The following is a 24,639-nucleotide window of genomic DNA, read 5'->3' as shown; positions in this document are numbered from 1 at the left end:
GCAATAGCCGTAGCTATTGCAACGACGAACGACGCCGCCCTGCGGGCGGAAAGGCGCGTTCCCCCGTTTGGAGAAATTCATCCATGGGGGCGAGCGCAAGTCCGTGATTAGCGTGAACAGGCCCTGGCGCATCGCGCCGGACGCTCGTCTTTCGGCCCGGGTGGCGGCACAATGCGGGGCATGACAGACGCCACTTCCGCTCCCGCTTCTCCCGCCAGCCCGCCGTTCGCCGGCCTCACGCCCGAATGCGTGCTCGACGCGCTCGACAGCGTGCTGATGCCGGCCGGCCTGCGCACCGACGGGCGCCTGCTCGCCCTCAACAGCTACGAAAACCGCGTCTACCAGGTCGGTATCGAAGACGGCCCGCCGGTCGTCGCGAAGTTCTATCGCCCGGCGCGCTGGTCGGACGACGCGATTCTCGAAGAACATGCGTTCGTCGCCGAACTCGCCGCGCGCGAGATTCCGGCGGTGCCCGCGCGATCGTTCGACGGCCGTACGCTGCACGCGTTCGACGGTTTCCGCTTCTCGATCTTCGAGCGGCGCGGCGGCCGCGCACCCGATCTCGACCGCAGCGACACGCTCGAATGGCTCGGTCGCTTCATCGGCCGCATTCATGCGGTCGGCGCGACGCAGCCGTATGTCGCGCGTCCCGTGCTGGACATCGATACGTTCGGCTACGAGCCGCGCGACTATCTGCTCGCGCACGATTTCATTCCGGATGACGTAAGACCGGCGTACGCGAGCGCGGTCGCGCTCGCGCTCGAAGGCGTCGAGGCCGCGTTCGAGCGCGCCGGAGAGATCCGCCTGCTGCGCACGCACGGCGACTGTCATCCGAGCAACGTGCTGTGGACCGATGCCGGCCCGCATTTCGTCGACTTCGACGACAGCCGGATGGCGCCGGCCGTGCAGGATCTGTGGCTGCTGCTGCCGGGCGATCGCGAAGGCGCGTCGCGCGCGCTGGCGGACCTGCTCGCCGGCTACGAGGATTTCTGCGAATTCGAGCCGCGCGAGCTGCATCTGGTCGAAGCGCTGCGCACGCTGCGGCTGATCCACTATGCGGCGTGGCTCGCGCGGCGCTGGGACGACCCCGCGTTTCCGGCTGCCTTCCCGTGGTTCAACACGCATCGTTACTGGGAAGCACGCGTGCTCGAATTGCGCGAGCAAATCGGCGCGATGCAGGAGGGGCCGCTCTGGCCGGTGTGACGGCTGCGTGCGCGGCATGGATGCCGCGCGTCGGGCCCGCAACGGCCGCGACGCGATGCGTACGTGCGGCCCGGCCGGCTCAGAATTTCAGCATCAGCTTGATCAGTGCGGCGAAGCGTTTGCCGTACGGCGGCGCGAGCAGGTTGCGTGCGTTCAGCCGCGCCTGCGTGAGCACCGGCTTCATCTTCGAGAACGTCACGAAGCCGTCGTAGCCGTGATACGCGCCCATGCCGCTCGCACCGACGCCGCCGAACGGCAGGCTGCCGCACGCGATGTGCATCAGCGTTTCGTTGATCGATACGCCGCCCGAGACCGTTTCGCGCATCACGCGGTCGATCGTGCCGCGATCCTCGTCGAACAGGTACAGCGCGAGCGGACGCGGGCGCGCATTGACGTACGCGATCGCCTCGTCGAGCCGCTCGTACGGCACGAGCGGCAGCAGCGGCCCGAAGATCTCTTCCTGCATCAGCGACGACGCGGCCGGCACCTGCGTGACCGCGCACGGCACGAAGCGGCGCGACGCGGGATCGGACTGCGCGTCGGACAGCGGATGCAATTGTGCGCCGGCTGCCTGCGCGTCGCTCGCGAGTTGCTGCAGGCGTGCGTAGTGACGCGGCGACACGATCGTCGTGTAGTCGCCGTTGGCCGCCAGGTCCGGATACAGCTTCGCGAAGCGGGTCCGCGCGCGTTCGATGAACGCGCCTTCCATCCCGCGCGGCAGCAGCACGTAGTCGGGCGCGATGCAGGTCTGGCCGGCGTTCAGCGTCTTGCCGGCGACGATCGCGTCGACGGCCGCGTCGAAGCGCGCATTCGGGCCGACGATCGCCGGCGACTTGCCGCCGAGCTCGAGCGTGACGGGCGTGAGGTTGTCGGCGGCCGCGCGCATCACGTGGCGGCCGACGTGCGTCGAGCCGGTGAACAGCAGATGGTCGAACGGCAGCGCGCTGAATGCGGCGCCGACCTCCGCGTCGCCGTTCACGACCGCGACGTGGTCGCGCGCGAAGGTCTTGCCGATGAGCTGCTCGAACAGCGCCGACGTGCGCGGCGTCAGTTCGGACATCTTGACGATCGCGCGGTTGCCGGCGGCGAGCGCGCAGATCAGCGGGCCCGCCGCGAGCAGCACCGGGTAGTTCCACGGCACGACGATGCCGACCACGCCGAGCGGTTGCGGTATCACCTTCGCGCGCGCCGGGCGCAGCCACTTGTTCATCGGCTTGCGGATCGGCTTCATCCAGCGCTTGCCGTGCTTCAACGCGTCGTCGATCTCTTCCTTCGCCATCCAGATTTCCGACAGCAGCACTTCCTGTTTCGCGCGATGGCCGAAATCGGCGCTGATCGCGTCGGCGAGCGCATCCGCGTGGTCGATCAGCATCGTGCGCAGCGCGCGCAGGTGCTGCGCACGCGTGTCCCATGCCGGGTACGGTGCGCGCAGGTACGCCGCGCGCTGGTCGTGCAGCAGCGACGTCAGCGCATCGACCGACGGCAGTGCTTGCGGGGCCAGTTCGGGCAGGTCGTTCTTCATGTCGTCTCCTCCAGTTGGGCCTGGCCGATCGGCCGGCCGTCACGCCGCACGCGCACGCTCGGCGAGCGCGGCGACGCGGATCGGGTGATGCGTGTCGCGCGGCACGGGGCCGGATGCGACGGGTGCTCGAAAACCGGTTGCGGTACGCGGCGGGCGTCGTATCCGCGCGACGGTGCGCGCGCCCGAAAATCGTGCCGCACGGCCCGCGTGCGCGACCCGATACGGGGACGAGCGGGCACGCGATGCCGTCTTGCGATCGTCTGCCGGTGCACCGCAGCTGGGCAATGCGACGCGTATGCGATTGCGGGCCGCCGTGCATCGTGCGGCGGCGCCGACACACCGTCCAAACGGTCGGCGACGACACGCGCCGTTCGATTTCGACCGACCGCACGCATGATGCCGCGCATCGTCGCGCGGGCCGTCGTTTGAAATGAAATGCGGGCCGCGCGCGCGACTTCGGGATCACCCGGTCGACACGCGGCCTGCAGAATCGGGCGCTGCATCGTCGTTCCTCCCGTTTCGCGACGAATCGGCTTCTCGTGGCCGGTGCATCGCGCGAAGCGTATCGGTACATCTTAAATTTAGTTCACGCGGGCGTTTAGAGGAATCGCTCTTGAATCCGCGCGCCGCGCACGCGACGGCCATTCCTACAATGCCCGAACACAAGAGGAGACGCGGTCGCGCGGCGGTGCCGGGCGCCTTCCATGACACGACGGAGACGTGACATGCAATACGACTACATCATCGTCGGCGGCGGTTCGGGCGGCTCGAGCCTCGCCGGCCGTCTCGCCGATGCCTGCCCCGATGCGACGATCGCGCTGATCGAGGCCGGCTCGCATACGGAGCGCAACCTGCTCGTGAACATGCCGGTCGGCATCGCGGCTCTGGTGCCGTTCAAGCTGGGCACCAACTACGGCTACGAGACGGTGCCGCAGCCGGGCCTCGGCGGGCGGCGCGGCTATCAGCCGCGCGGGCGCGGGATGGGCGGCTCGAGCGCGATCAACGCGATGATCTACACGCGCGGCCACCCGGGCGACTACGACGAATGGGCGCAGCTCGGCGCGACGGGCTGGGGCTGGCAGGACGTGCTGCCGTATTTCCGCCGCGCGGAAGGCAACGAGCGCGGCGCCGACGCGTGGCACGGCGCGGACGGCCCGCTGTCGGTGTCGGATCTGCGCTTTCGCAATCCGTTCTCCGAACGATTCATCCAGGCCGCGCACGCAGCCGGCTATCCGCTGAACGACGACTTCAACGGCGCGAAGCAGGAAGGCGTCGGCTTCTATCAGGTCACGCATCGCGACGGCTCGCGCTGCAGCGTGGCGCGCGCGTACATCTACGGCCGCAACCGGCCGAACCTGCACGTGATCACCGATGCGACGGCGCTGCGCGTCGGGTTCGACGGCAAGCGCGCGGTCGGCGTCGTCGTGTCGCGCAACGGGCGGATCGAGACGCTCGGCGCGCGCGCGGAAGTGATCCTGTCGGCCGGCGCGTTCAATTCGCCGCAACTGCTGATGTGTTCGGGGATCGGCCCGGCGGAGCAATTGCGCCGGCACGGGATCGCGGTCGTGCAGGATGCGCCGGACGTCGGCACGAACCTGATCGATCACATCGACTTCATCATCAACACGCGCGTGAATTCGTCGGAGCTGGTCGGCGTGTGCCTGCGCGGCATCGCGAAGATGACGCCGGCGCTCGCTCGCTATTTCTCGAGCCGCACGGGGATGATGACGAGCAACGTCGCGGAGGCCGGCGGCTTCATCAAGAGCGATCCGTCGCTCGAGCGTCCCGACCTGCAACTGCATTTCTGCACGGCGCTCGTCGACGATCACAACCGCAAGATGCACTGGGGTTTCGGCTATTCGCTGCACGTGTGCGCATTGCGGCCGTTCAGCCGCGGCACGGTCGCGCTCGCGAGCGGCGACGCGCGCGACGCGCCGCTGATCGATCCGCGCTTCTTCAGCGATTCGCGCGATCTCGACCTGCTGGTGCGCGGCGCGCAGGCGATGCGGCGCATCCTGTCGCAGGCGCCGCTCGCGTCGCAGGGCGGGCGCGAGTTGTACACGCGGCCGGACCAGAGCGAAGCGGAGCTGCGCGCGACGATCGTCGCGCATGCGGACACGATCTATCACCCGGTCGGCACCTGCCGGATGGGCGCCGATGCGCGCGCGGTCGTCGATCCGCAACTGCGCGTGCGCGGCGTCGACGCGCTGCGCGTGGTGGATGCGTCGGTGATGCCGACGCTGATCGGCGGGAACACGAATGCGCCGTCGGTGATGATCGGCGAACGCGCGGCCGACTTCATCGTCGCGGCGCGTCGGGGCGGCGTGCCGCGCGGCGAGGCGGCTGCCGCGGTGCACGGCCGCTAGACGCGGCGCGCACGGCGGCGGTCATGCTCAGGCAAACGTATCCACGAGGCCGGCGCGGCTCGCGCGTGCGGCGACCGGTGCGGATGGCGCGGCGTCGGCGGGTGCATCGACGGTTGACGGTCCGCCGTTCCCGCGTCGCGACGACTGGCCGCCGGCGAAGGCCTGCTGCGGGTTGGGCTGCTGTTGCGAGGCGAGGCCGCCGTCGCTGACGGTCGCGCTGCCGAGCCCGAGCCCGCCCGCTTCCATCGCCTCGCGCAGCTTCGGCAGCGCGGCTTCGACCGCATCGCGCACCTGGGCGTGCTGCGACACGAACAGCGCGTGCGCGTGATTGTCCGCGACGCGCAGCACGACCTGCAGCGGCCCGAGATCGGGCGGGTTGAGCGTCAGCTCGGCGCTCTGCTGGTGCGCATTCGACAGGAACACCACTTTCTGGCTCAGCGCATCCGTCCAGTCGGCCGTGCCGACGTGCGGTGCGAGCACGTGCGCGTTGGCGGCGGCGATCGCGCCGGCGGCCGGCGACAGTTGCAGGTTCGTCTGCGCGGCGGCGGCGGCCGTTGCGCCGGCCGCGAGCGTCGCGCTGGCGGCCGGGTCCGTCGCGTTGCCGGCCGCCGCGAGCGCGTGCTGGGTGCCGGATTGCGCATTCGCGTCGGCCTGCAGCGTTTGCGGCGTGACCTGAGCCGGCGTCGGCTGGGAGGCGAGCGCGCCTTTCGCGTCGGCGAGCGTGCGGTCGAAGGTCGGCACTTTCGGCGTAAGCGGCGCGGCTGCGTTCGACGCGGTCGCTGCCGGCGCCGTCGGCGCGGTGGAGGCGGCCGAGCCGGGCGCCGGCATCGCGATCGCGCCCGCGCCACCCGTCAGTCTGGCGAGCGTCGCTTGCAGCGCGTCGCGGCTCGATGCCGGGTCGCTCGGCTCGGTGGCCGCGTCCTGGGTTGCGTGGCTGGCGAGCATCGCCGTGGCGTCCGGCTGGCCGGACACGGCCGTCTTTTGCGTCGTGGCAGCGGCGGCAGCGGCGCTCGCCGCGTCGGCCGGCGTCGCAGGGTCCGGGCGGGCCTGCAGTTGCGCCTGTACGGCGGCGGCCGCCGCGAGTGCTGCGGCATCGGGGTTGGCGGCGGCGTTCGCGGTCGTATCGTCGGTCGCGTCGTCGTCGTTCGTGCCGGACGGCTTCGCGCCGGCGGCCGGCTTAGACGAAACCTGTTGGGTCGACACGTCCGGTGTACCGGCGTTGGCCGTATCGTCGCGCGTGGCGACGCTTTGCTTCAGCGTCTGCGCGAACGGCACGGCGCTCGCGGTGGCCGACGCATCGCTGGCGGCGGACGCACCCGAGCCGCGGGCGGCCTTGAGTGCGGCGCCGGCGGTGTCGAGCAGCGCACCGAGCAGGGGCAGGGGAGGCATGGCGGTTCTCTCGTTCGAATGCGGTGGTCGGTTACGACGAACGGGCCGCGTCGGCCCGCATGCGCAGGATCTTCGCGGCGTGTTCGTCGGCGTCGCGCTGTTCGCGCCGGGCGTCGCGCTGCGCTGCCTGCGCGATGCCGCGCGCCTGCAGGATTTCATACGAGCCGACGGTACGTTTCTTCTGCTGCCAGTTCGGGCGCGCCTCGTCGATGCGGACTTCGGCCGCGGCGAGCACGGTGCGTTGCTGCGCGATCGCCGCATCGAGCGTGTCGATGAACGCCTGGAAATTGCGCCAGTTGCCGGCCGGCATCCCGCTCTGCGCCGATTGCGCGAAGCGCGCGTGATATTCGTCGCGATAGCGCAGCAGCGCGTCGAGCTGTTCGGCCGCCGCGGTGCGATCGCGCTGCGCGGTGCCGAGCTGCTTCGCGGCCGAATCGAGGTCCTCCTGCGCGCGCTCGAGCAGCAACTGAAGGGGAAAGCCGTGGGCCATCGGGATCAGCCTCCGTAAGCGTCGAACAGCGCATCGAGCGCGCTGAGGCTCGATGCGAACGGCGCGCATTCGCGAAAGCCCTGCTGCAGGAATGCCTCGATGCGCGGGTAGAGCGCGATCGCGCGGTCGAGTTGCACGTCGCGGCCGGGTGCGTAGGCGCCGACGGCGATCAGGTCGCGATTGCGCTGGTAGCGCGACAGCATCTGCTTGAACTGCCGCACGTGGTCGAGATGCGTTTCGTCGATCAGTGCGGTCATCGCGCGGCTGATCGACGCCTCGATATCGATCGCGGGATAGTGGCCGGCCTCGGCGAGCGCACGCGACAGCACGATGTGGCCGTCGAGGATCGCGCGCGCCGAATCCGCGATCGGGTCCTGCTGGTCGTCGCCTTCGGTCAGCACCGTGTAGAACGCGGTGATCGAGCCGCCGCCTTCGGGCCCGTTGCCGGTGCGCTCGACGAGCGCGGGCAGCTTCGCGAACACCGACGGCGGATAGCCTTTCGTCGCGGGCGGCTCGCCGATCGCCAGCGCGATCTCGCGCTGCGCCATCGCGTAGCGCGTGAGCGAATCCATCAGCAGCAGCACGTGCTTGCCCTGATCGCGGAAATACTCGGCGAGCGACGTCGCGTACGCGGCGCCCTGCATTCGCAGAAGCGGCGACACGTCGGCCGGGGCCGCGACGACGACCGAGCGCGCGAGCCCGTCCTCGCCGAGGATCTGTTCGATGAATTCCTTTACTTCGCGGCCGCGTTCGCCGATCAGGCCGATCACGATCACTTCCGCGCTCGTGTAGCGCGCCATCGTGCCGAGCAGCACCGACTTGCCGACGCCGGAGCCCGCGAACAGACCCATCCGCTGGCCGCGGCCGACGGTGAGCAGCGCGTTGATCGCGCGCACGCCGACGTCGAGCACGTGATGGATCGGCTCGCGATCGAGCGGGTTGATCGACGGCGCCGACAGCGGCGCGTCGACTTTCGACGCGAGCGGGCCGAGGCCGTCGAGCGGGCGGCCCGACGCGTCGACGACGCGCCCGAGCATCTCCCAGCCGACCGGCAGCCGCTTCGCACCCGCGAGGGGATCGGTGACGGGCGCGCTTTCGCGCGGCCACACGCGTGCGCCGGGCAGGACGCCGGCGACGTCGGTGGTCGGCATCAGGAACAGGCGGTCGCCGGCGAAACCGACGACTTCGGCTTCCGCGTGCGACAGCGTGCTGCCGGGCGGCAGTTCGATCGTGCATTCGGCGCCGACCGACAGGCGCAGCCCGATCGCCTCGAGCACGAGGCCGGCCGCGCGCGTGAGGCGTCCGCACGGCCGCAGCGGCAACGCGTGGTGGCTGCGCGCGGCGAGCCCGTTCAGGTGCGTGCGCCAGTGTGCGAGATGCGGATTGTGCGGCGCGCGCGGGGCGGCGGCCGAGGCCGCTGGATGCGGCGCGGTGTCGTGGGCGGGATCGTGCGCGGCCGCCGGCCCGAACGACGCGAGCGCGAGCTCGCGTTCGAGCGGCGTCATGCCGTCGTGCGCGAGTGCGTCGGGCAAGCGCGTCACCACGTGCTCACCTTGCCGATCGCGGCGGCGACGCGCTGCCAGCGGGTGGGCAGCGTTGCGTCGACCTCGCCGGTCGCGGCGTGCGCGCGGCAGCCGCCGCGCTCGATCGACGCGTCGGTGCGCACGTTCCAGCCGAGCGTGTCGAGCTCGTCCTGCAGATACGCTTCGACGACGGGCAGGTCGGCCGGATTCACCGCGAGATGCGGCGCGCCGGACAGCGCGGGCTCGGCCGCGAGCACGTCGCGCACGGCCGCGACCAGCGCGGCCGGGTCGTGCTTCACGTGCTGGCGCACGACCTGCTGCGCGATGTCGAGCGCGAGTTGCGCGAGCTCGGACGCGAGATCGTGTTCGACCGCCGATACGGCTTCGCGGAACGACGCGGCGAGCGCCGCGAGCTGCGCGGCCTGTTCGCGGGCATCGGCCTGGCCGGCCTCGAAGCCCTGTTCGCGGCCCTGCTCGAAACCGGCCTGGTAGCCGAGCGCCTGGCCTTCGACGTGGCCGGCCGCATGGCCTTCGGCGTGCGCGGCGTCGCGCACGCGCTGCAGTTCCTCGGCGAGCGCGGCGGCGGCCGCCGCCGCGTCGTCGGGCGGCGGCGGGGGCGGCGGCGGGTCGAACGACGCCATCTCCCACCGCTGGTACGCGGTGAGGGTGCCCACGCGATCGCTCGCCGAATCAGACATACGCGTCTTCCGCCTTGCCGCCGATCGCGATCTGGCCGCTCTCGGCGAGGTTGCGCACGATCTGCAGGATGCGGCGCTGCTGCGTCTCGACTTCGGACACGCGCACCGGGCCGCGCGCGTCGAGATCCTCGGCGAGAAGCTCGGCCGCGCGCTGCGACATGTTCGCCAGGAACTTCTGGCGCAGCGCCGGCGGCGCACCCTTGAGCGCGACGATCAGCGTTTCCGACTCGACTTCCTTCAGCACCATCTGGATCGCGCGGTCCTCGAGGTCGAGCAGGTTCTCGAACACGAACATCTGGTCGATGATCTTCTGCGCGAGATCGGCGTCGTACTGGCGCACGCTTTCGAGCACGCCTTCCTCGTGCACGCTCGTCATGAAGTTCAGGATCTCGGCCGCCGTGCGGATGCCGCCCATCGGGCTGCGCTTCAGGTTGTCGCTGCCGGACAGCAGGCCCGTGAGCACGTCGTCGAGCTCGCGCAGCGCGGCCGGCTGGATGCCGTCGAGCGTCGCGATCCGCAGCAGCACGTCGTTACGCAGCCGTTCGGTGAAGCACGACGCGATTTCCGAGGCCTGGTCGCGGTCGAGGTGCACGAGGATCGTCGCGATGATCTGCGGGTGCTCGTTCTTGATCAGTTCGGCCACCGCGCCCGAATCCATCCATTTGAGGCCTTCGATGCCGCTCGTGTCGCTGCCCTGCAGGATGCGGTCGATCAGCACGCCGGCCTTGTCCTCGCCGAGCGCCTTCGTCAGCACCGAGCGGATGTACTCGCTCGAATCGAGCGACAGCGCGGTGTGCTGCTCGGCTTCCTTCACGAACTCCTGCAGCACGTCCTCGACCTGCTCGCGCGTGACGTTCTTCAGCGCGGCCATCGCGGCGCCGATCTTCTGGACCTCGCGCGGCGCGAGGAACTTGAATACCTGCGCGGCCTCTTCCTCGCCGATCGACATCAGCAGCAGCGCGCTCTTGGTCAAGCCTTCAGCGTTCATCGGACACCCAGTTCTTCACGACGGTGGCGACGATCTTCGGATCCTGGCGGGCGATCGTGCGCGCGTAGTCGAGGTTGCGTTCGTAGCGGTTCTTCTCGTTTTCGAAACCGAGCAGCAGCGGATCGGCTTCCTCCGCCGCCTTTTCCGGCGCGGGCAGGCCGTCGAGCGCGACCGCTTCGTCCGGCGCCGCGAGCGCCGGCGCGGGCGGCTCGGGCGGCGGGAACGCGCGGCGCATCGCCGGGCGCACGAACATGAAGTAGAGCGCCGCCGCGGCCGCCGCGATGCCGAGCCACTTCGCGGCTTCCTTCGCCATCGCGATCATGTCGGGCTGACGCCACCACGGCAGGTCGGCGTACGGGTCGCTCGCGGTCGAGAACGCGCTGTTCACGACGTTTACCGAGTCGCCGCGCTTCGCGTCGTAGCCCATCGCGTCCTTCACGAGCTGTTCGACCTGCGCGAGCTTCGCGGGCGGCAGCGGCTGCATCGTCACGTGGCCCTTCGCGTCGGCGACCGGCTGGTAGTTGACGACGACCGCGACCGACAGCCGCTTCACGCTGCCCATCGGCTGTTCGGTATGGCGGATCGTCTTGTCGAGCTCGTAGTTGGTCGTCTGGTCCTTGCGGTCGCTGACGGGCGTCGTCTGCGGCGCGTTCTGGCCGTTGCCGGCGACGATCGGCGCGGAAGCCGGCTGCGGCGGCGTGTTCGACAGCGCGCCCGGCACGCCCGACGCGCCGCCCTGCGCGAGTTCGGTCGCGCTGCTGGTCTGCTGGCTGCGGATCGCGGCCTGCTGCGGCGTGCCGTTCGGGCCGTAGCTTTCCGACGTCTGCTCGATCTTCGAGAAATCGAGATCCGCGCTGACCTGCGAGCGCGCGTTGCCGGCGCCGAAGATCGGCGCGAGGATCGCGTCGATGCGCTTCTGCGTGTTGTGTTCGACCTGCTGCACGTACTTGAGCTGGCTCGCGTCGAGGCCGGAAGCGGACGCGGTCTGGGTCAGCAGGTTGCCGTCCTGATCGACGATCGTCACGTTCTTCGCCGGCATGTCGGGCACGCCGGACGACACCATCCGCGTGATCGCCTGCACCTGGCCCTCGTCGAGCACGCGGCCCGGGTAGAGATCGACGAACACCGACGCGCTCGGCGCTTCCTTGTCGCGCACGAACACCGACGGCTTCGGGATCGCGAGATGCACGCGGGCGCCGCGCACGGCGTTGATCGATTCGATGGTGCGCTGCAGCTCGCCTTCGAGCGCGCGCTGGTAGTTGATCTGCTCGGCGAACTGGCTGATGCCGAATTTCTGGTTGTCCATCAGCTCGAAGCCGACCGAGCCGCCCTTCGGCAGCCCCATCGCGGCGAGCTTCAGCCGCGTTTCGTGCACCTGGTTCGACGGCACGAGGATCGCGCCGCCGGCATCGGCGAACTTGTACGGAACGTTTGCCTGCTGGAGCGCGGCAATGATCGCGCCGCCGTCGCGGTCGGACAGGTTGCTGTACAGCACGCGGTAGTCGGGCGCCCGGCTCCACAGCACGAGCGCGGTGATCGCGGCGATCGCGAACGCGACGGCGATCACGAACGGCAGCTTCGGGTTGCCCTTCATTCGCGAGATGCCGGGAATGCGTTCGGCGAAGCCGCCCAGCCCGAAGTCCGCGCCTGCGCCGCCCGTGCCCGGCAACGCGGCGGCCGCGGCGGCGCCGGGCGCCGGGCTGAGGCCCGCGCGGGCGTCTGGGTTGATCAGCGAGTTGGCCTGCGAATCCATGCGTCGAGTTTCTCCGGAGCGGGGCGACTGAGCTCGCTCGGGCGAGCGGGCGGACAATGACACGATGCGATTATCGTGACCCGAGGCGTACTCCGATCGACCGAAAAGAGCGGGGTTTCCCCCGTACTTTCTCGGCTTTGACGCGTGCCGCGCTGCTATCCTTTTTCGCGATCCGGCATGGTGCGCGTGGTGCGGCGCCGGCGGATCGCCCGGTGCGTCCGGGTCTCTTCTCTATGTCTGGGGACAGCATGACTGCGAACGTCAGCGGAATCGGTTCGGTGTTGCAACAGATGCAGTCGATGGCCGCGCAGGCGTCCGGCGGCGTCGCGAGCCCGACGGCGGCGCTGGCCGGCTCGGGCGCGGCGATGGCCGGCACGTTCGCGAGCGCGATGAAGGCGTCGCTCGACAAGATCAGCGGCGACCAGCAGCGCGCGCTCGGCGAGGCGAAGGCGTTCGAGGTCGGCGCGCCGAACATCTCGCTGAACGACGTGATGGTCGACATGCAGAAGGCCAATATCGGCTTCCAGTTCGGGCTCCAGGTCCGCAACAAGCTAGTGAGCGCTTACAACGACATCATGCAGATGTCGGTGTGAGGCGACGGGCATCCGGGGGCGGCTATCCGACGACGGGCATCCCGGGGGCGGCTAACCGACGACGGGCATCCCGGGACGGTTCGGTGCTTGCTGAATGGGGCCGGCGGGCCGGCATCGCTGGCCCGGCGGCAGCTCCGGCGCACCTAAAGCTTTTCAAATCCCTTCCGATAACTCCGGTGAAGGCCGCGCCGTGCGACGCACGGCGGCGGCTCCCGCATAGCCAAGGCAAATAAAGGAGAAGCGCATGTTTTCCCCAGGACACGCTGGAGCCAGTGCGTACGCGCGTGTCGGCGTCGAGACCGGGGTGATGGGCGCCTCCCCGCATCGGCTGATCGCGATGCTGTACCAGGGGGCACGGCAGGCAATCGCGCTGGCGCGCATGCATTTGCAGCAGGACAACGTAGCCGGGCGCGGCGAAGCGATCGGCAAGGCGATCCGGATCGTCGAGAGCGGCCTGCAGGCGTCGCTGAACCGCGACGCGGGCGGCGAGATCGCCGACCGGCTCGATGCGCTGTATGCGTATATCGGCCGGCGCCTGCTGGAAGCGAACGCGCAGGCGAGCGACGCGATGCTGGTCGAGGTCGACGGCTTGCTCGCGACGCTCGAGGAAGCATGGACGGGCATCGCCCCGGAAGTCGCGCGGATGGCCGCGCAACAGGTAGCGGAAGCATCACGATGAATCACAAGGCCGAATACTTCGCGCGTTACGAGGCGCTTGCCGCCGTGTCGAGCCGGATGCTGTGCGCCGCGCGCGGCGCCGACTGGAACGCGTTGCCGGGGTTGCAGGCCGAATTCATGCAGCTCGTGGACGGATTGAAGGAGGCCGATCCGGGCGTCGCGCTCGACGAATCGGATCTCGGCCGCAAGCTCGACCTGATCCGCCGCATCCTGGCCGACGACGCCGCGATCCGCGATCTCGCGAGCCCGGACGTCGCGCGGCTGTCCGCGCTGTTCGAGGCGCGGCGCTCGACCCAGGTATTGACCGATCTCTATCGCGCGCGCGGGTAGGGCCGTGTTCCGGGAGGCGGGCGCCCCGGCCCGGTGCCGCACGTGGCGCGCGCCGTTCCCGCGGGCGGCGCCGGCGTGCCGCGCCGGATTCGCAACGATGTGTAGCGTCCGCTTGCATATGCAAACGGACCCAAGGTGAGCAGGCTCCGATCATGACCGGTATCGACTCCGTTGCGGCTGCGCTGCTGGCGAGCCGCCTCGACAGCTTGCTGACCGGCACCGTATCGGCGCCCGCCGGCGGCGGCGCGACCTCGCAGGTCGGCACGCCGGGGGCCGGCGCGTCGTCCTCGCCGCCGGCCGGCAGCCCGCCCGCCGCGCCGCCGGCTTCCACGCAGACCGCGCTGTCCGAGGTCGGGCGCGTGCTCGACGCGATTTCGCGCTCGGGCGGCGATGCGACGCCGGCGATCGTCGGTCGGCTGCCGCTGCTGGCCGATCCCGCGGTGCTGCTCACCGATACGTCCGTGCCGGCGCGCGCGTCGGCTGCGTCCGGTCCGGCGTCCTCCACGCCGGCTTCGGCTGAAGCGTCGTCCGCCGCGGCGGCGCGCGAAACCGCCGCGCCGCCGCCGGTCGCGGCGTTGCGCGCGGCGCTCGCGCAGGCCGTGAGCGAAAGCGGCCTCTTCTACGAATCCCATCTCGCGCAGTGGCTGGCCGGCCAGCGTCCGCTCGCGGCGCTGCTGCGCGAACCGCAGGCGCGCCTCGCGACCGCGCTCGCGCCGGCCGACCCGGAAGCCGTTCCGCACGCGTCGACCGACGTGCTCGACGAGCTGCTCGCGCAGCGCCCGTCGCTGCCGGCCGCCGCGCGGGCGAGCGCGCCCCCGCCGGCCCAGGGCGGCGCGCCTGCGCGCGATCCCGCGCAGGCCGCGCCGGCGGCCGCCCGGCAGAGCGCATCGTTGCCGCTCGACCCCGCCGATCCGCTGGCTGCACCCACCGATACGCGCTGGACGCTCGCGCGGGCCGAGCTGGCCGCCGCATCGTCCGAGCCGCAGGCGCAGCCGCTCGCGACCGTGCATCCGGCCGCCGTGCCGCTCGTTCGGCAGCAGCTCGACGCACTCGCGACCGACCAGTTTCGCTGGACCGGCGAGGCGTGGCCGGGCGCGCGGCTCGACTGGACGATCGAACCCGACGAGCCGGGCCATCGCGCCCCGCGCGGCGGCGACGACCCGGGCGACGGCATCGCGTGGCGCACGCGCCTGACGCTGACGCTGCCGTCGCTCGGCACGGTCGATGCCGAACTGGTGCTGAACGGCGCGCAGCTCGTCGCGCGGCTGCGCGCGAACCAGACGGGCGCGGACCGTCTCACGCGCCACGAAGCCGCGCTGCGGCAGCGGCTCGAAGGATCGGGGCTCAGGGTCGGTGGGCTGTCGATCCGCGCGGTCGACGACGGGCCGGACGGCTTCGACCTGTTCGCCGCGCAGGCCGCCGCCGCCGCATACGCGCGCGGCGCGGCCGGCGGCCCCGACGCGCCGGTGCCGGGCGACGATGACGAGGCGCTGCCATGAGCATGACGTCCCGCAAGCGCGCGGCCGCGCTCGTCTACGATCCGAAAGGCGGCGATGCGGCGCCGCGCGTGGTGGCGAAGGGCTACGGCGTGCTCGCCGAGATGATCGTCGCGCGCGCGCACGAGGCCGGGCTGTACGTGCATACGGCGCCGGAGATGGTGTCGCTGCTGATGCAGGTCGATCTCGACGACCGGATTCCGCCGCAGCTTTACCAGGCGGTCGCGGACCTGCTCGCGTGGCTGTACGCGCTCGATCGCGCCGACCCCGCGCCGGACGACGCCGCGCCGCGTTTTCCGCTGCCGCCGTTGCGCTGAACGGTCAGCCGACGGGCGGGTTCTTACGAACGGCTGTCCGTGGCTTGCGGGATCGTTCTCCCGGTATTTACCGTCTATCGTTCGTCATCGGATTGCAACGCATGCCTTCTTCCGCATTTGCGCGTACACCGGACCTCCCGCTTCGTGCGCGTACGGATTGAGCCGGCTTGCGATTTATGTAATGATATCCATTCTCATTTTCATGCTGCCCGGGCGGCGCGCACATCTTGCGCGCCGCCCGTCGTTTTGAACGAATGGATACTTTCGCGTGAACGCGCCCGAAACGATCGACCCGCCCAAGACGGGCCTGCCGCGCGCCGGCGTCACCGTGCTGCACCCGGCGGGCCGCCCGCTGACCGACGACGAACTGGCCGCGCGCCGCCAGCGCTCGCGCCGCGCGACCTTCATCAAGTGGCTGCGCAAGGTGCACGGCTGGGTCGGGCTGTGGGGCGCGGTGCTCGGGTTGCTGTTCGGCGTGACGGGCGTGCTGCTGAATCACCGCGCGCCGCCGCTGAAGATTTCGACCGGCGAGCCGCAGGTCGAGGAAATGCAGATCGCGCTGCCGGATCCGGTGCCGAAGACGCCCGCCGCGATGACGAAATGGCTGCAGCAGGAGCTGCATTTCGACGGCAAGCCGGGCCGCATGCGCAAGGAGCCTGCGCAGGCCGTCGCGTGGGGCGACAAGCGCGTGATGCAGCCCGAGCACTGGCAATTCGGCGTGTTCGGGCCGCACCAGAACCTGCAGGGCGAGTACTGGGTCGGCAACGGCTACGTGTCCGTGAAACGTACGGGCAACACGTTCCTGACGACGCTGAACAACCTGCATCGCGGCGTCGGTATGAATCTCGGCTGGGTGCTGCTGATGGACACGATCGCAGGCTCGCTGATCCTGCTGTCGCTGACGGGCGTGCTGCTGTGGACCGAGCTGAACAAGCGCCGTACGGTCGGCGTCGTGCTGGTGGTCGGTTCGGTTGCCGCCGCGCTGGCGGCCGGCCTGAGCTGATCGACGTTCGCGCCGGCCGGCGCCGGCGCCCGGCGGGAGCGTTACCGCCCGCCGCCGCCGGTCAGAGGCCGCAGGCCGCGCCGCCGTTCGCCGCGATTTCGCGTGCGGCCTTCGCGCCTTCGACCTGCAGGATCGTCGGCAGCGACACGTTGTTCTTCGCGGCGGTGATCTCCGCGAGGATCGAGATCGCGATTTCCGGCGGCGTCCGGCTGCCGATGTAGATGCCGGCCGGCCCGTGCAGCCGGGCCAGCTCCGCTTCGCTCAGATCGAATTCGCGCAGCCGCTCGCGCCGCGCCGCGTTGTTGCGTCGCGAGCCGAGCGCGCCCACGTAGAACGCGGGCGTCTTCAGCGCTTCCATCAGCGCGAGATCGTCGAGCTTCGGGTCGTGCGTGAGCGCGATCACGGCCGAACGCGCATCGAGCTTCATGTCGAGCACCGTATCGTCGGGCATCGTGCGGACGACGCGCGTGCCCGGCACGTCCCACGCGTCCGTGTATTCCTCGCGCGGATCGCAGACCGTCACCTGGTAGTCGAGCCCGACCGCGATCTGGCACAGGTAGCGCGACAACTGTCCTGCGCCGATCACGAGCATCCGGTAGCGCGGCCCGTGGATCGTCACGAGCCGTTCGCCGTCGAAGGCGAGCCCGTCGGTCGCCTGCGCGGGCGACAGCGACGCGCGGCCGGTCGCGAGCGTCATCGTGCGCGTGACGAGGCGGCCGGCCTCGACTTCCGCGCACAGCGCGGCGATTCCGCTATCGCGCGTGAGCGGTTCGAGCACGAGCTGGATCGTGCCGCCGCAAGGCAGGCCGAAGCGGTGCGCTTCTTCGGCCGTCACGCCGTACTTGAGCGCTTCCGGGCGCGCATCGGCCGCGATGCCGCTCGCATGCACGCGGGCGATCAGGTCGTCCTCGATGCATCCGCCGGACACGGAGCCGACCACCAGGCCGTCCTCGCGCACCGCGAGCATCGCGCCTTCGGGGCGCGGCGACGAGCCCCACGTCTTCACGACCGTCACGAGCAGCACGCGACGCCCTTCTTCGAGCCAGCGCGCGCTGGATTTCAGTACATCGAGATCGACGCTTTCCATCGTTTTTTCCTGTTGCCGGACGGCCCGTCGGGCGGCGCCGTCGTTCGATGGCGGGATTATGAACCGCCCGGCGCGCGCGTGCAGGTGGCGCGCCGGCCGGGCAGGCAAATCCGGAGAATCGGGCAAGAGATTGCGACGATCGGACAGCGATCGCGCGGTGGCCGAGGGTTCGGGAGAGACGGACGTGCGGAGCCGGTGCCGGCCCCGCGTGGGGTTCTCGTGATGGCGCACCGCGGAAGGCGCGCCATCACGGATGCTCAGTGCGCGTCGGGGTGGCCGTGCGCGAGCTTCGAGTGGTGCCGCGAGTACAGCGCGTAGATCGCGAGGCCGATCACGAGCCAGATGCCGAACGCGGCCCACGTGACGGGCTGCAGGTTCAGCATCAGGAACAGGCACGACGCGACCGCGAGGATCGGCACCACGGGCACGCCCGGGCAGCGGAACGCGCGCGGCAGTTCGGGGTGCGTACGGCGCAGCACGAGCACGGCGATCGACACCATCGAGAACGCCGCGAGCGTGCCGATGTTGATCAGCTCGGCGAGCACGTTGAGCGGCACCAGCGCGGCGATCAGCCCGAAGAACAGGCCGACCAGCCAGGTCGTCAGGAACGGCGTCGCGAAGCGCGGATGCACACGCGACAGCGCCGCCGGCAGCAGGCCGTCGCGCGACATCGCGAAGATGATGCGGGTCTGGCCGTAGCTCATCACGAGGATCACGGTCAGCATGCCGAGCACGGCGCCGAGGTCGATGAAGCCTGCGACCCATTTCTCGCCGGCGATCTGCAGCGCGTACGAGATCGGGTGCGAGATGCTCGCGTACTGCGCGGACGGCACGATGCCGGTCGCGACCGCGGCGACCGTCACGTACAGCACCGCGCACACCGCGAGCGACGCGATGATGCCGATCGGCAGGTCGCGCTTCGGGTTCTTCACTTCCTCGGCCGCCGACGACACCGCGTCGAAGCCGATGAACGCGAAGAACATCACGGCGGCGGCGCCGAACACGCCGTTCCAGCCGTGCGGCATGAACGGTTTCCAGTTCGCGGGCGTCACGTGGAACAGGCCGACCGCGATCACGAGCAGCACGACCGAGACCTTGATGAACACCATGATGTTGTTGATGCGGGTCGATTCGCGGATGCCGATCGACAGCAGCGTCGTGATCACGATCATCACGAGGAATGCGGGCAGGTTGAACCACGTGACGACTCCCGGCACCGCGCCGGGCGCGGCGGTGAGCACGGTCGGCAGCGTGAGCCCGAAGCCTTGCAGCAGCGACTGCAGGTAGCCCGACCAGCCGACCGACACGGCCGACGACGCGAGGCCGTACTCGAGCATCAGGTCCCAGCCGATGATCCACGCGACGAGCTCGCCGAGCGTCGCGTACGAATACGTGTAGATCGAGCCGGCGACGGGGATCGTCGACGCGAACTCCGCGTACGACAGCGCGGCGAGGCCGCACGCGATCGCGGCGATCACGAACGACAGCATCAGCGCCGGCCCGGCCTGGACGGCGCCGGTGCCGGTCAGCACGAAGATGCCGGTGCCGATGATCGCGCCGATGCCGAGGAAGGTGAGGTCGATCGCGCCGAGCGCTTTCTTGAGCCCGGCGGCTTGCGCGCCGGCGATCATGCGATCGACGTTTTTCTTGCGGAAGAGGGACATTGCGGATGAATCGCCGGCACGCGCAGGCACGGCGCGCCAACTAAGTGAAAACCCATAATTTTAGCCGATTTGGCGTATAAGCCCGCCGCGGCGCCGCGGAATCGTCCGATAAAACGGGCGTTTGTGCGCGAAACGGGCTGGGTCGGGTGTGGTCCAGCGCGGCGCGGCCTGCGCCGCGTCGCCGGATCGGACGAATTCGAGTGGGCCGGGGGATCGGATCAGGCGCCGGCCGCGGGCGCCATGTCGACGAGCCGGTTGCTCATCACGTAGAACGTGAGTTCCGCGTTGTTCGACAGCCGCATCTTCTCGAGCAGCCGCGACCGGTACACGCTCACCGTCTTCACCGACAGCGACAGCGTGTTCGCGATATCGGTGAGCCGCTTGCCCGACGCGAGCATGCAGAGCGTCTGGTATTCGCGATCGGACAGCTTCTCGTGCGGCAGCGGCTCGTTCTCGAACGACACGTACTCGGCGAGCGCCTCGGCCATCGCGGGGCTCACGTACTTGCGGCCGGCCGCGACCTGCTGGATTGCGCCGATCATCTGCGCGGCGTTGACCGTCTTCGACAGGTAGCCGGCTGCGCCGGCCTTCAGCGCGCGCACCGCGTACTGGTCCTCGCGGTACATCGAGAACATCAGCACCGGCGTGCGCGTCAGCTTGCGCTTGAGGCGCTTGAGCACCTCGATGCCGTTCGTGTCGGGCAGCGAGATGTCGAGCAGGATCACGTCGAATTCCTGTTTGTCGACGGCGGCCATCGCGTCGCCGCCGCTCTCGGCCTCGGTCACGTCGCGCGCGACGCCGCGATCGATCAGCAACTGGCGGATCCCTTGCCGGACGATCGCGTGATCGTCCACGAGCAGGATGTTCAGGCTCATCGCGACCTCACGAAAGCGACGTGCGGCGTGCTGCGCCGGACACCGCGAGCAGCGAAGCCCACGCGAAGCGCGCGGTGACGCGCGTGCCTCGCCCGGTTGCCGGCGTGGCCGTCTCGAAGCTACCGCCGAACGCCTCGCAGCGGGCGCGCATGCCGGCCAGGCCGTAGCCGTTGCGGCCGCGCCGGGCGAAACCGGTCCCATCGTCGGCGACACTCAGCGACAGATGCGTGCCGTCGGTGACGATCCGGACGTCGACCGCCGTCGCGCGCGCGTGTTTCGCGACGTTCGACAGTGCCTCCTGCGCGACGCGGAACACCGCAAGCGCGCCTGCGCCGGCGAGCTGCGTCAGGCGTGCGTCGGCCGCGCACACGAAGCTCGTGCGCAGGCCGGTGCGCGCCGCATGCGTGTCGATCCACGACGCCAGCGCGCCGACCATGCCGGCGTCGAGCGCCGGCGCGGCGCGTTCGTCGATGAGCCGGCGATTCGCGTCGGTCGCGGCGTCGAGCGCCTGCTGCGCCAGCGTCAGTGCGCGCAGGCAGGCTTCCGGCGCATCGGCCGGCAGCCATGTTTGAACGTTTGCCAGCGCGAAGCGGGCGGCGGTCAATTCGGCGCCGAGCCCGTCGTGCAGCTCGCCGGCCAAATGGCGGCGGGCCGCTTCGTCGGCGGCGAGAAGCTGGGCGGAAAGTGCCGCGATCCGTGCGTCGGACGCGTCGCGTCCCGACGCTTCGTCGGCCATGGGCGGCGTAGCAGCGTAGCCGGGCATGCGCTGCCGCGACGGGAACGGGGCGTGGGCGCCCAAGGGCGCGTTAAGCGACGTATCCATGACTCTCCCTGCTGTCAGAAAGCGGTTCAGACACCGGCTGGCTGCGTGGGCTGGCTGCCGTTTCGACGACGGTCGCCGCCACGGAGTCGCTCCATGCCGAGGTAACAAAAGTTACATCTTGTAACACTTGCATCCGACCCTTCCACGCTCATCCGAACGGCAACCACGCGCGCCGAATAATATCTCAAAATTTCCGAAAAGGTCATGTCAGGCGGTCATTTAAGGGTAAATGTGAATAATCGGAATGAAGGTGTTGTAGGAAAAACACTGACACCCGACCACCCCACGATGACGTATCAAAATGTAACTATTTGAGATGGAATGGTCCCAGTTTGTTACGAATTCGCCAAGTAGGGACGAAAAAAAACCGGAGCTTTCGCTCCGGTTCTTGATGATGCGCAAATTGGGGGATCGATCAGTCCACGAACGCGCGCTCAATCACGTAGTGGCCCGGCGCGCTGTTCTTGCCTTCGACGAGGCCGGCCTGCTTCAGCAGGTCGGTCGTGTCCTTCAGCATCGCGGTGCTGCCGCACAGCATCACGCGATCGTTTTCCGGCGAGAACGCCGGCACGCCGAGATCCGTGAACAGCTTGCCCGTTGCGATCAGGTCGGTGATCCGGCCTTCGTTGTCGAACGCTTCGCGCGTGACCGTCGGATAGTAGACGAGCTTTTCCTTGATGATGTCGCCCAGGTACTCATGGCCGGGCAGATCGTGCTTGATGTAGTCCATGTACGCGAGCTCGCCCTTCAGGCGGCACGTGTGGGTCAGGATCACCTTATCGAAGCGGTCGTAGATGTCCGGATCGCGGATGATCGACATGAACGGCGCGAGGCCCGTGCCCGTCGACAGCATCCACAGCGTCTTGCCCGGCAGCAGGTTGTCGGCCACCAGCGTGCCCGTCGGCTTCTTGCCGATCAGCACCTTGTCGCCCACCTTCAGGTGTTGCAGGCGCGACGTCAGCGGGCCGTTCTGCACCTTGATGCTGAAGAATTCGAGATGCTCTTCGTAGTTCGGGCTGACGATCGAGTAGGCGCGCGCGAGCGGCTTGCCGTCGACTTCGAGGCCGACCATCGTGAATTCGCCGTTGTTGAAGCGCAGGCTCGCCTCACGGGTGCAGGTGAAGCTGAAAAGCGTGTCGGTCCAGTGATGGACGGATTGGACGGTGGCGGTGTCGTATTTGCTCATGGCTTTGAAAACGGACGCGCGTGGCGAACGCGTGTAACGGGCCCAAAAACGGGCAAAAAACCGAGTGCGACGGCCCGATCGCGGATCGGCCGGCCGGCGCGTCGGACACGCGCCTTCTCGATGACAGACGTTTGAGGAACTCGTTATTTTACCCTGTTGACGCGGATCGCGGGCTTGACCCCCGCGGCCGCGCGGATTTGGCGCAACATATCCTTTCAACGAACTTTCATCGATCGGCCGCCCGTTTCGCGCCGAGGCCGGCGCATTCCGGCGGCGCGCCCGACCGGGCAACTTACTGCGGATCGAGGCGCAGGCGCGCGATGTACGGCAGGTGGTCCGACAGCCATGCGGCCTCGCCGGACGGCGCGCGCCATTCGAGCGGCGTCAGGCCGCGCACGAACATCTTGTCGAGCGCGAGCGCCGGCGAGAACGCCGGAAACGTGCGGCCCGATTCGCCGAGCAGCGTCGCGACCTCGGACAGCCCGATCTCGCCGAACAGCGCGACCGAATCGTTGCGCCAGTCGTTGAAGTCGCCGGCGAGCATCAGCGGGCCGTCGCCCGCGTTGCGCACGATCCAGTGCGCGATCCAGTGCATCTGGCGCAGCCGCGCGGCGCGCGTGAGCGCGAGATGCGCGCACAGCAGCGTGACCGGGCGTGCGCCCGCGAGCGTCGCGCGCGCGACCAGCAGCCCGCGCCGCTCGAAGCGGTGCGCGGAGATGTCCCAGCGGCCGCCGAGGTCGAGCGGATGCGGCGACAGGATCGCATTGCCGTGCCGCCACGACGGCTTGAACACGTTGGGCCCGAGCGCGATCTGCCAGTCGAGCGCCTGCGCGATCTCGGTGGCCTGGCAATGCCACACGTCGTCGACCGCGTCGTCCATCGGCGCGCCGAAGCCCGGGGCGAGCATCGGGCGCGGCATGCGGCGCGCCATCGCTTCCTGCAGGAAATACACGTCGGCGTGCGTCGACTGCATCCAGTCGCGCATCGCGTTCCACGCGGTGAAGCCGAGCGGCGAGCGGCCCTTGTGCAGATTCCAGCTGACGGCGGTGATTTCGTCGGGCGCGGCGTGCGGTTCGGCGAACGGCAGCGAGAGGGCGTCGGCGGACATGACGCTCAATCCTTCGCGACGTGCGCGCGCACGCGGTAGACGAGATGCGGATGCTGCTCGACGAGCGTCCAGTCGGTCCAGGCGTCGCCGCCGACCGACAGGCCGGGGTGGCTCGCGACGATTTGCCGCGGCGACGCGGGCAAGCACGGATCGCCGCGCGCGTTTTCGTCGTCGAGCGTTTCCTGCACGTCGAGCCCGAGCGACACGGTGTTCGCGCTGGCATCGACGGCGAGCGGGGCGACCGACACCGAGCGCGAGCGCTCGGTCGGCACGACGCGCGCGGCATTGCCGCAGCCCACCGGCACGGCGGCCGGATAGCGATGGGTATCGGTGCGGGACTGGCCCACGGTGGTGTTTTGCTGGAACGTGTCGATCGTCTGACCGTCGCGCACCACCTGGATTTCCCATGCGACGACGGCGGGCGCGGGGCTCTGCGCATGGGCGGCGAGCACGACGCTCGCAAGCAGGACGGCCAGGCCGTGTTTCAGCATGAAACGTCTCCGGAAACGCGGGATAGCGGGGAACGGACGCACATCTTACGCCCGATCGATTTCGGTCGCGATGTGACGGGACGTGCCGCGGCAGGTTCGCAGCACGATGCGATCCTGCTCGACAGGTAAGGCCGCGTCATGCGTTTTCAAGCGAAAAAGCGCGTGAATTCGGCGACGCTCGCGCGCTCGGTGACGAGACGGTTCTCGATCGCGTCGGGGTCCGCATGGCCGAGCGCCATCCCGCAGACGAACTGTTCGTTCGGCGGAATGCCGAGGTGGTCGGCGACGATCCGGTGAAACGGCACGAACGCGGCCTGCGGGCAGGTATCGAGGCCGCGGGCGCGCGCGGCCGTCATCACGCCTTGCAGGAACATCCCGCAATCGAGCCACGCGCCGCGTGTCATGACCCGGTCCAGCGTGAAGAACAGCGCGACCGGCGCATCGAAGAAACGGAAATTGCGCGCGTGCTGCGCGTGCATGCGCGCCTTCTCGTCGCGGCGAATGTTCAACAGGCCGTACAGATCCCAGCCGACCTTGCGGCGCCGGTCGATATACGGCGACACCCATTCGCGCGGGTAGTAGTCGTATTCGGCGACGTATTTCTCGTCGCGCGCCGGATCGTCGTAGGCCGCGGTGAGCGCGGCGGCGAGCGCGTCGCGCGTGGCGCCCGTCGCGACGTACACGCGCCATGGCTGGATGTTGGTGCCCGACGGCGCGCGGCTCGCGGCTTCGAGGATCGCCTCGATCGTCTCGCGCGGCACGGGCGTCGGCAGGAACGCACGGACCGAACGACGCGACTTGAGCGCGGCGTCGACGGAACGGATCGCGTCGGCGTCGACGCGCGGAGAAGCAGCGGGGATGGACATCGGCAACCCTTCGGGCGAGGCGTCGGGCGAGGTGCGCAGCAGCGTGTGCGCGGCGCGCGGGCGCCGTCGGCGAGCCCGGCGCGAACCTCGTGAACTTTCGATCATACGCCGCGGCGCGCGGCCCTGCAGCGTGCGCGCGCTGTTAGCAGCAGACGCACCCGGCTGCTTGCTTGCATGGCGATGCGGGATC

General features: G+C 69.6%; 23 protein-coding genes. 8 read left to right on the top strand and 15 right to left on the bottom strand.

Annotated elements, in window-relative coordinates; translation table 11 throughout:
- Positions 1 to 180: 180 nt before the first annotated feature.
- The gene (locus WS89_RS11540; protein ID WP_082741844.1) at positions 181 to 1,203 is read left to right on the top strand and encodes a serine/threonine protein kinase; all 1,023 of its coding nucleotides are present in this window, start codon (positions 181 to 183) and stop codon (positions 1,201 to 1,203) included.
- Positions 1,204 to 1,282: 79 nt separating this feature from the next.
- Here the strand turns inward: WS89_RS11540 and WS89_RS11535 are convergent, their stop codons facing one another.
- A complete protein-coding gene (locus WS89_RS11535; RefSeq protein ID WP_059500596.1) occupies positions 1,283 to 2,725 on the bottom strand; it encodes a coniferyl aldehyde dehydrogenase in 1,443 nt (480 codons plus the stop codon).
- A 725-nt stretch (positions 2,726 to 3,450) separates the two neighbouring features.
- Between WS89_RS11535 and WS89_RS11525 the strand changes: the two genes are divergently transcribed.
- Positions 3,451 to 5,091: a GMC family oxidoreductase gene (locus tag WS89_RS11525; protein ID WP_059500598.1), complete on the top strand. Its 1,641-nt coding sequence runs from the start codon at positions 3,451 to 3,453 to the stop codon at positions 5,089 to 5,091.
- A gap of 27 nt (positions 5,092 to 5,118) precedes the next feature.
- Here the strand turns inward: WS89_RS11525 and WS89_RS11520 are convergent, their stop codons facing one another.
- Genes WS89_RS11520 through fliF form a run of 6 tightly spaced genes read right to left on the bottom strand, consistent with a single transcriptional unit; the run spans position 5,119 to position 11,932 of the window.
- Positions 5,119 to 6,480, bottom strand: a complete 1,362-nt coding sequence (locus tag WS89_RS11520) for a flagellar hook-length control protein FliK (protein ID WP_059791046.1) — start codon at positions 6,478 to 6,480, stop codon at positions 5,119 to 5,121.
- Positions 6,481 to 6,511: 31 nt separating this feature from the next.
- The gene (gene fliJ / locus WS89_RS11515) at positions 6,512 to 6,970 is read right to left on the bottom strand and encodes a flagellar export protein FliJ (protein ID WP_059500600.1); all 459 of its coding nucleotides are present in this window, start codon (positions 6,968 to 6,970) and stop codon (positions 6,512 to 6,514) included.
- Between the two features lie 5 nt (positions 6,971 to 6,975).
- Entirely contained in the window at positions 6,976 to 8,475 is a 1,500-nt protein-coding gene (fliI, locus tag WS89_RS11510; protein WP_373558387.1) for a flagellar protein export ATPase FliI, read from the bottom strand.
- 32 nt (positions 8,476 to 8,507) lie between these two features.
- Positions 8,508 to 9,191, bottom strand: coding sequence for a flagellar assembly protein FliH (fliH, locus tag WS89_RS11505; protein ID WP_059500602.1), 684 nt, complete (start codon positions 9,189 to 9,191; stop codon positions 8,508 to 8,510).
- Complete coding sequence (fliG, locus tag WS89_RS11500) at positions 9,184 to 10,179, bottom strand: flagellar motor switch protein FliG (protein WP_034208648.1); 996 nt, start codon at positions 10,177 to 10,179, stop codon at positions 9,184 to 9,186. Before fliG ends, fliH begins: the two co-directional genes overlap by 8 nt.
- On the bottom strand, positions 10,169 to 11,932 hold the full coding sequence (gene fliF / locus WS89_RS11495) for a flagellar basal-body MS-ring/collar protein FliF (protein ID WP_059791042.1): 1,764 nt from the start codon (positions 11,930 to 11,932) through the stop codon (positions 10,169 to 10,171). The genes fliG and fliF overlap by 11 nt, the downstream gene beginning before the upstream one ends.
- 248 nt (positions 11,933 to 12,180) lie before the next feature.
- On the opposite strand from fliF, the gene fliE reads away from it, so the two are divergent.
- From fliE to WS89_RS11465, 6 genes are all read left to right on the top strand, one after another.
- Entirely contained in the window at positions 12,181 to 12,525 is a 345-nt protein-coding gene (gene fliE, locus WS89_RS11490; RefSeq protein ID WP_059791039.1) for a flagellar hook-basal body complex protein FliE, read from the top strand.
- Positions 12,526 to 12,769: 244 nt separating this feature from the next.
- On the top strand, positions 12,770 to 13,204 hold the full coding sequence (fliS, locus tag WS89_RS11485; RefSeq protein WP_059500604.1) for a flagellar export chaperone FliS: 435 nt from the start codon (positions 12,770 to 12,772) through the stop codon (positions 13,202 to 13,204).
- Positions 13,201 to 13,533 carry a flagellar protein FliT gene (locus WS89_RS11480; RefSeq protein ID WP_059791037.1) on the top strand — a complete coding sequence of 111 codons (333 nt, stop codon included), beginning with the start codon at positions 13,201 to 13,203 and terminating at the stop codon, positions 13,531 to 13,533. Before fliS ends, WS89_RS11480 begins: the two co-directional genes overlap by 4 nt.
- A gap of 152 nt (positions 13,534 to 13,685) precedes the next feature.
- Positions 13,686 to 15,032 carry a flagellar hook-length control protein FliK gene (gene fliK / locus WS89_RS11475; protein WP_059791035.1) on the top strand — a complete coding sequence of 449 codons (1,347 nt, stop codon included), beginning with the start codon at positions 13,686 to 13,688 and terminating at the stop codon, positions 15,030 to 15,032.
- On the top strand, positions 15,029 to 15,346 hold the full coding sequence (locus tag WS89_RS11470; protein ID WP_059791033.1) for an EscU/YscU/HrcU family type III secretion system export apparatus switch protein: 318 nt from the start codon (positions 15,029 to 15,031) through the stop codon (positions 15,344 to 15,346). Before fliK ends, WS89_RS11470 begins: the two co-directional genes overlap by 4 nt.
- 268 nt (positions 15,347 to 15,614) lie before the next feature.
- Positions 15,615 to 16,349: a PepSY-associated TM helix domain-containing protein gene (locus WS89_RS11465; protein WP_059791030.1), complete on the top strand. Its 735-nt coding sequence runs from the start codon at positions 15,615 to 15,617 to the stop codon at positions 16,347 to 16,349.
- A gap of 61 nt (positions 16,350 to 16,410) precedes the next feature.
- Here WS89_RS11465 and WS89_RS11460 read toward each other — a convergent pair whose 3' ends face one another.
- The 8 genes from WS89_RS11460 to WS89_RS11425 form a co-directional block, all read right to left on the bottom strand.
- Positions 16,411 to 17,436 carry an XdhC family protein gene (locus WS89_RS11460; protein ID WP_034208640.1) on the bottom strand — a complete coding sequence of 342 codons (1,026 nt, stop codon included), beginning with the start codon at positions 17,434 to 17,436 and terminating at the stop codon, positions 16,411 to 16,413.
- 257 nt (positions 17,437 to 17,693) lie between these two features.
- Positions 17,694 to 19,100, bottom strand: coding sequence for an amino acid permease (locus WS89_RS11455; protein WP_059500609.1), 1,407 nt, complete (start codon positions 19,098 to 19,100; stop codon positions 17,694 to 17,696).
- A 218-nt stretch (positions 19,101 to 19,318) separates the two neighbouring features.
- Positions 19,319 to 19,975, bottom strand: coding sequence for a response regulator transcription factor RqpR (gene rqpR, locus WS89_RS11450; protein WP_059500610.1), 657 nt, complete (start codon positions 19,973 to 19,975; stop codon positions 19,319 to 19,321).
- Positions 19,976 to 19,982: 7 nt separating this feature from the next.
- Positions 19,983 to 20,798 carry a quorum system sensor histidine kinase RqpS gene (gene rqpS / locus WS89_RS11445; protein WP_059500611.1) on the bottom strand — a complete coding sequence of 272 codons (816 nt, stop codon included), beginning with the start codon at positions 20,796 to 20,798 and terminating at the stop codon, positions 19,983 to 19,985.
- Between the two features lie 415 nt (positions 20,799 to 21,213).
- The gene (locus tag WS89_RS11440; RefSeq protein WP_059500612.1) at positions 21,214 to 21,984 is read right to left on the bottom strand and encodes a ferredoxin--NADP reductase; all 771 of its coding nucleotides are present in this window, start codon (positions 21,982 to 21,984) and stop codon (positions 21,214 to 21,216) included.
- A gap of 292 nt (positions 21,985 to 22,276) precedes the next feature.
- Positions 22,277 to 23,092 (bottom strand): endonuclease/exonuclease/phosphatase family protein, encoded by an 816-nt coding sequence (locus tag WS89_RS11435; protein WP_034208635.1) that lies wholly within the window; start codon positions 23,090 to 23,092, stop codon positions 22,277 to 22,279.
- A 5-nt stretch (positions 23,093 to 23,097) separates the two neighbouring features.
- Positions 23,098 to 23,583: a hypothetical protein gene (locus tag WS89_RS11430; protein ID WP_059791028.1), complete on the bottom strand. Its 486-nt coding sequence runs from the start codon at positions 23,581 to 23,583 to the stop codon at positions 23,098 to 23,100.
- Between the two features lie 146 nt (positions 23,584 to 23,729).
- Positions 23,730 to 24,449 carry a nitroreductase gene (locus WS89_RS11425; RefSeq protein WP_059500614.1) on the bottom strand — a complete coding sequence of 240 codons (720 nt, stop codon included), beginning with the start codon at positions 24,447 to 24,449 and terminating at the stop codon, positions 23,730 to 23,732.
- Positions 24,450 to 24,639: the final 190 nt, after the last annotated feature.

This window comes from Burkholderia sp. MSMB1072 (assembly GCF_001524725.1).
Lineage (GTDB): Bacteria > Pseudomonadota > Gammaproteobacteria > Burkholderiales > Burkholderiaceae > Burkholderia.
This window is presented reverse-complemented; position numbering and strand designations above follow the sequence as displayed.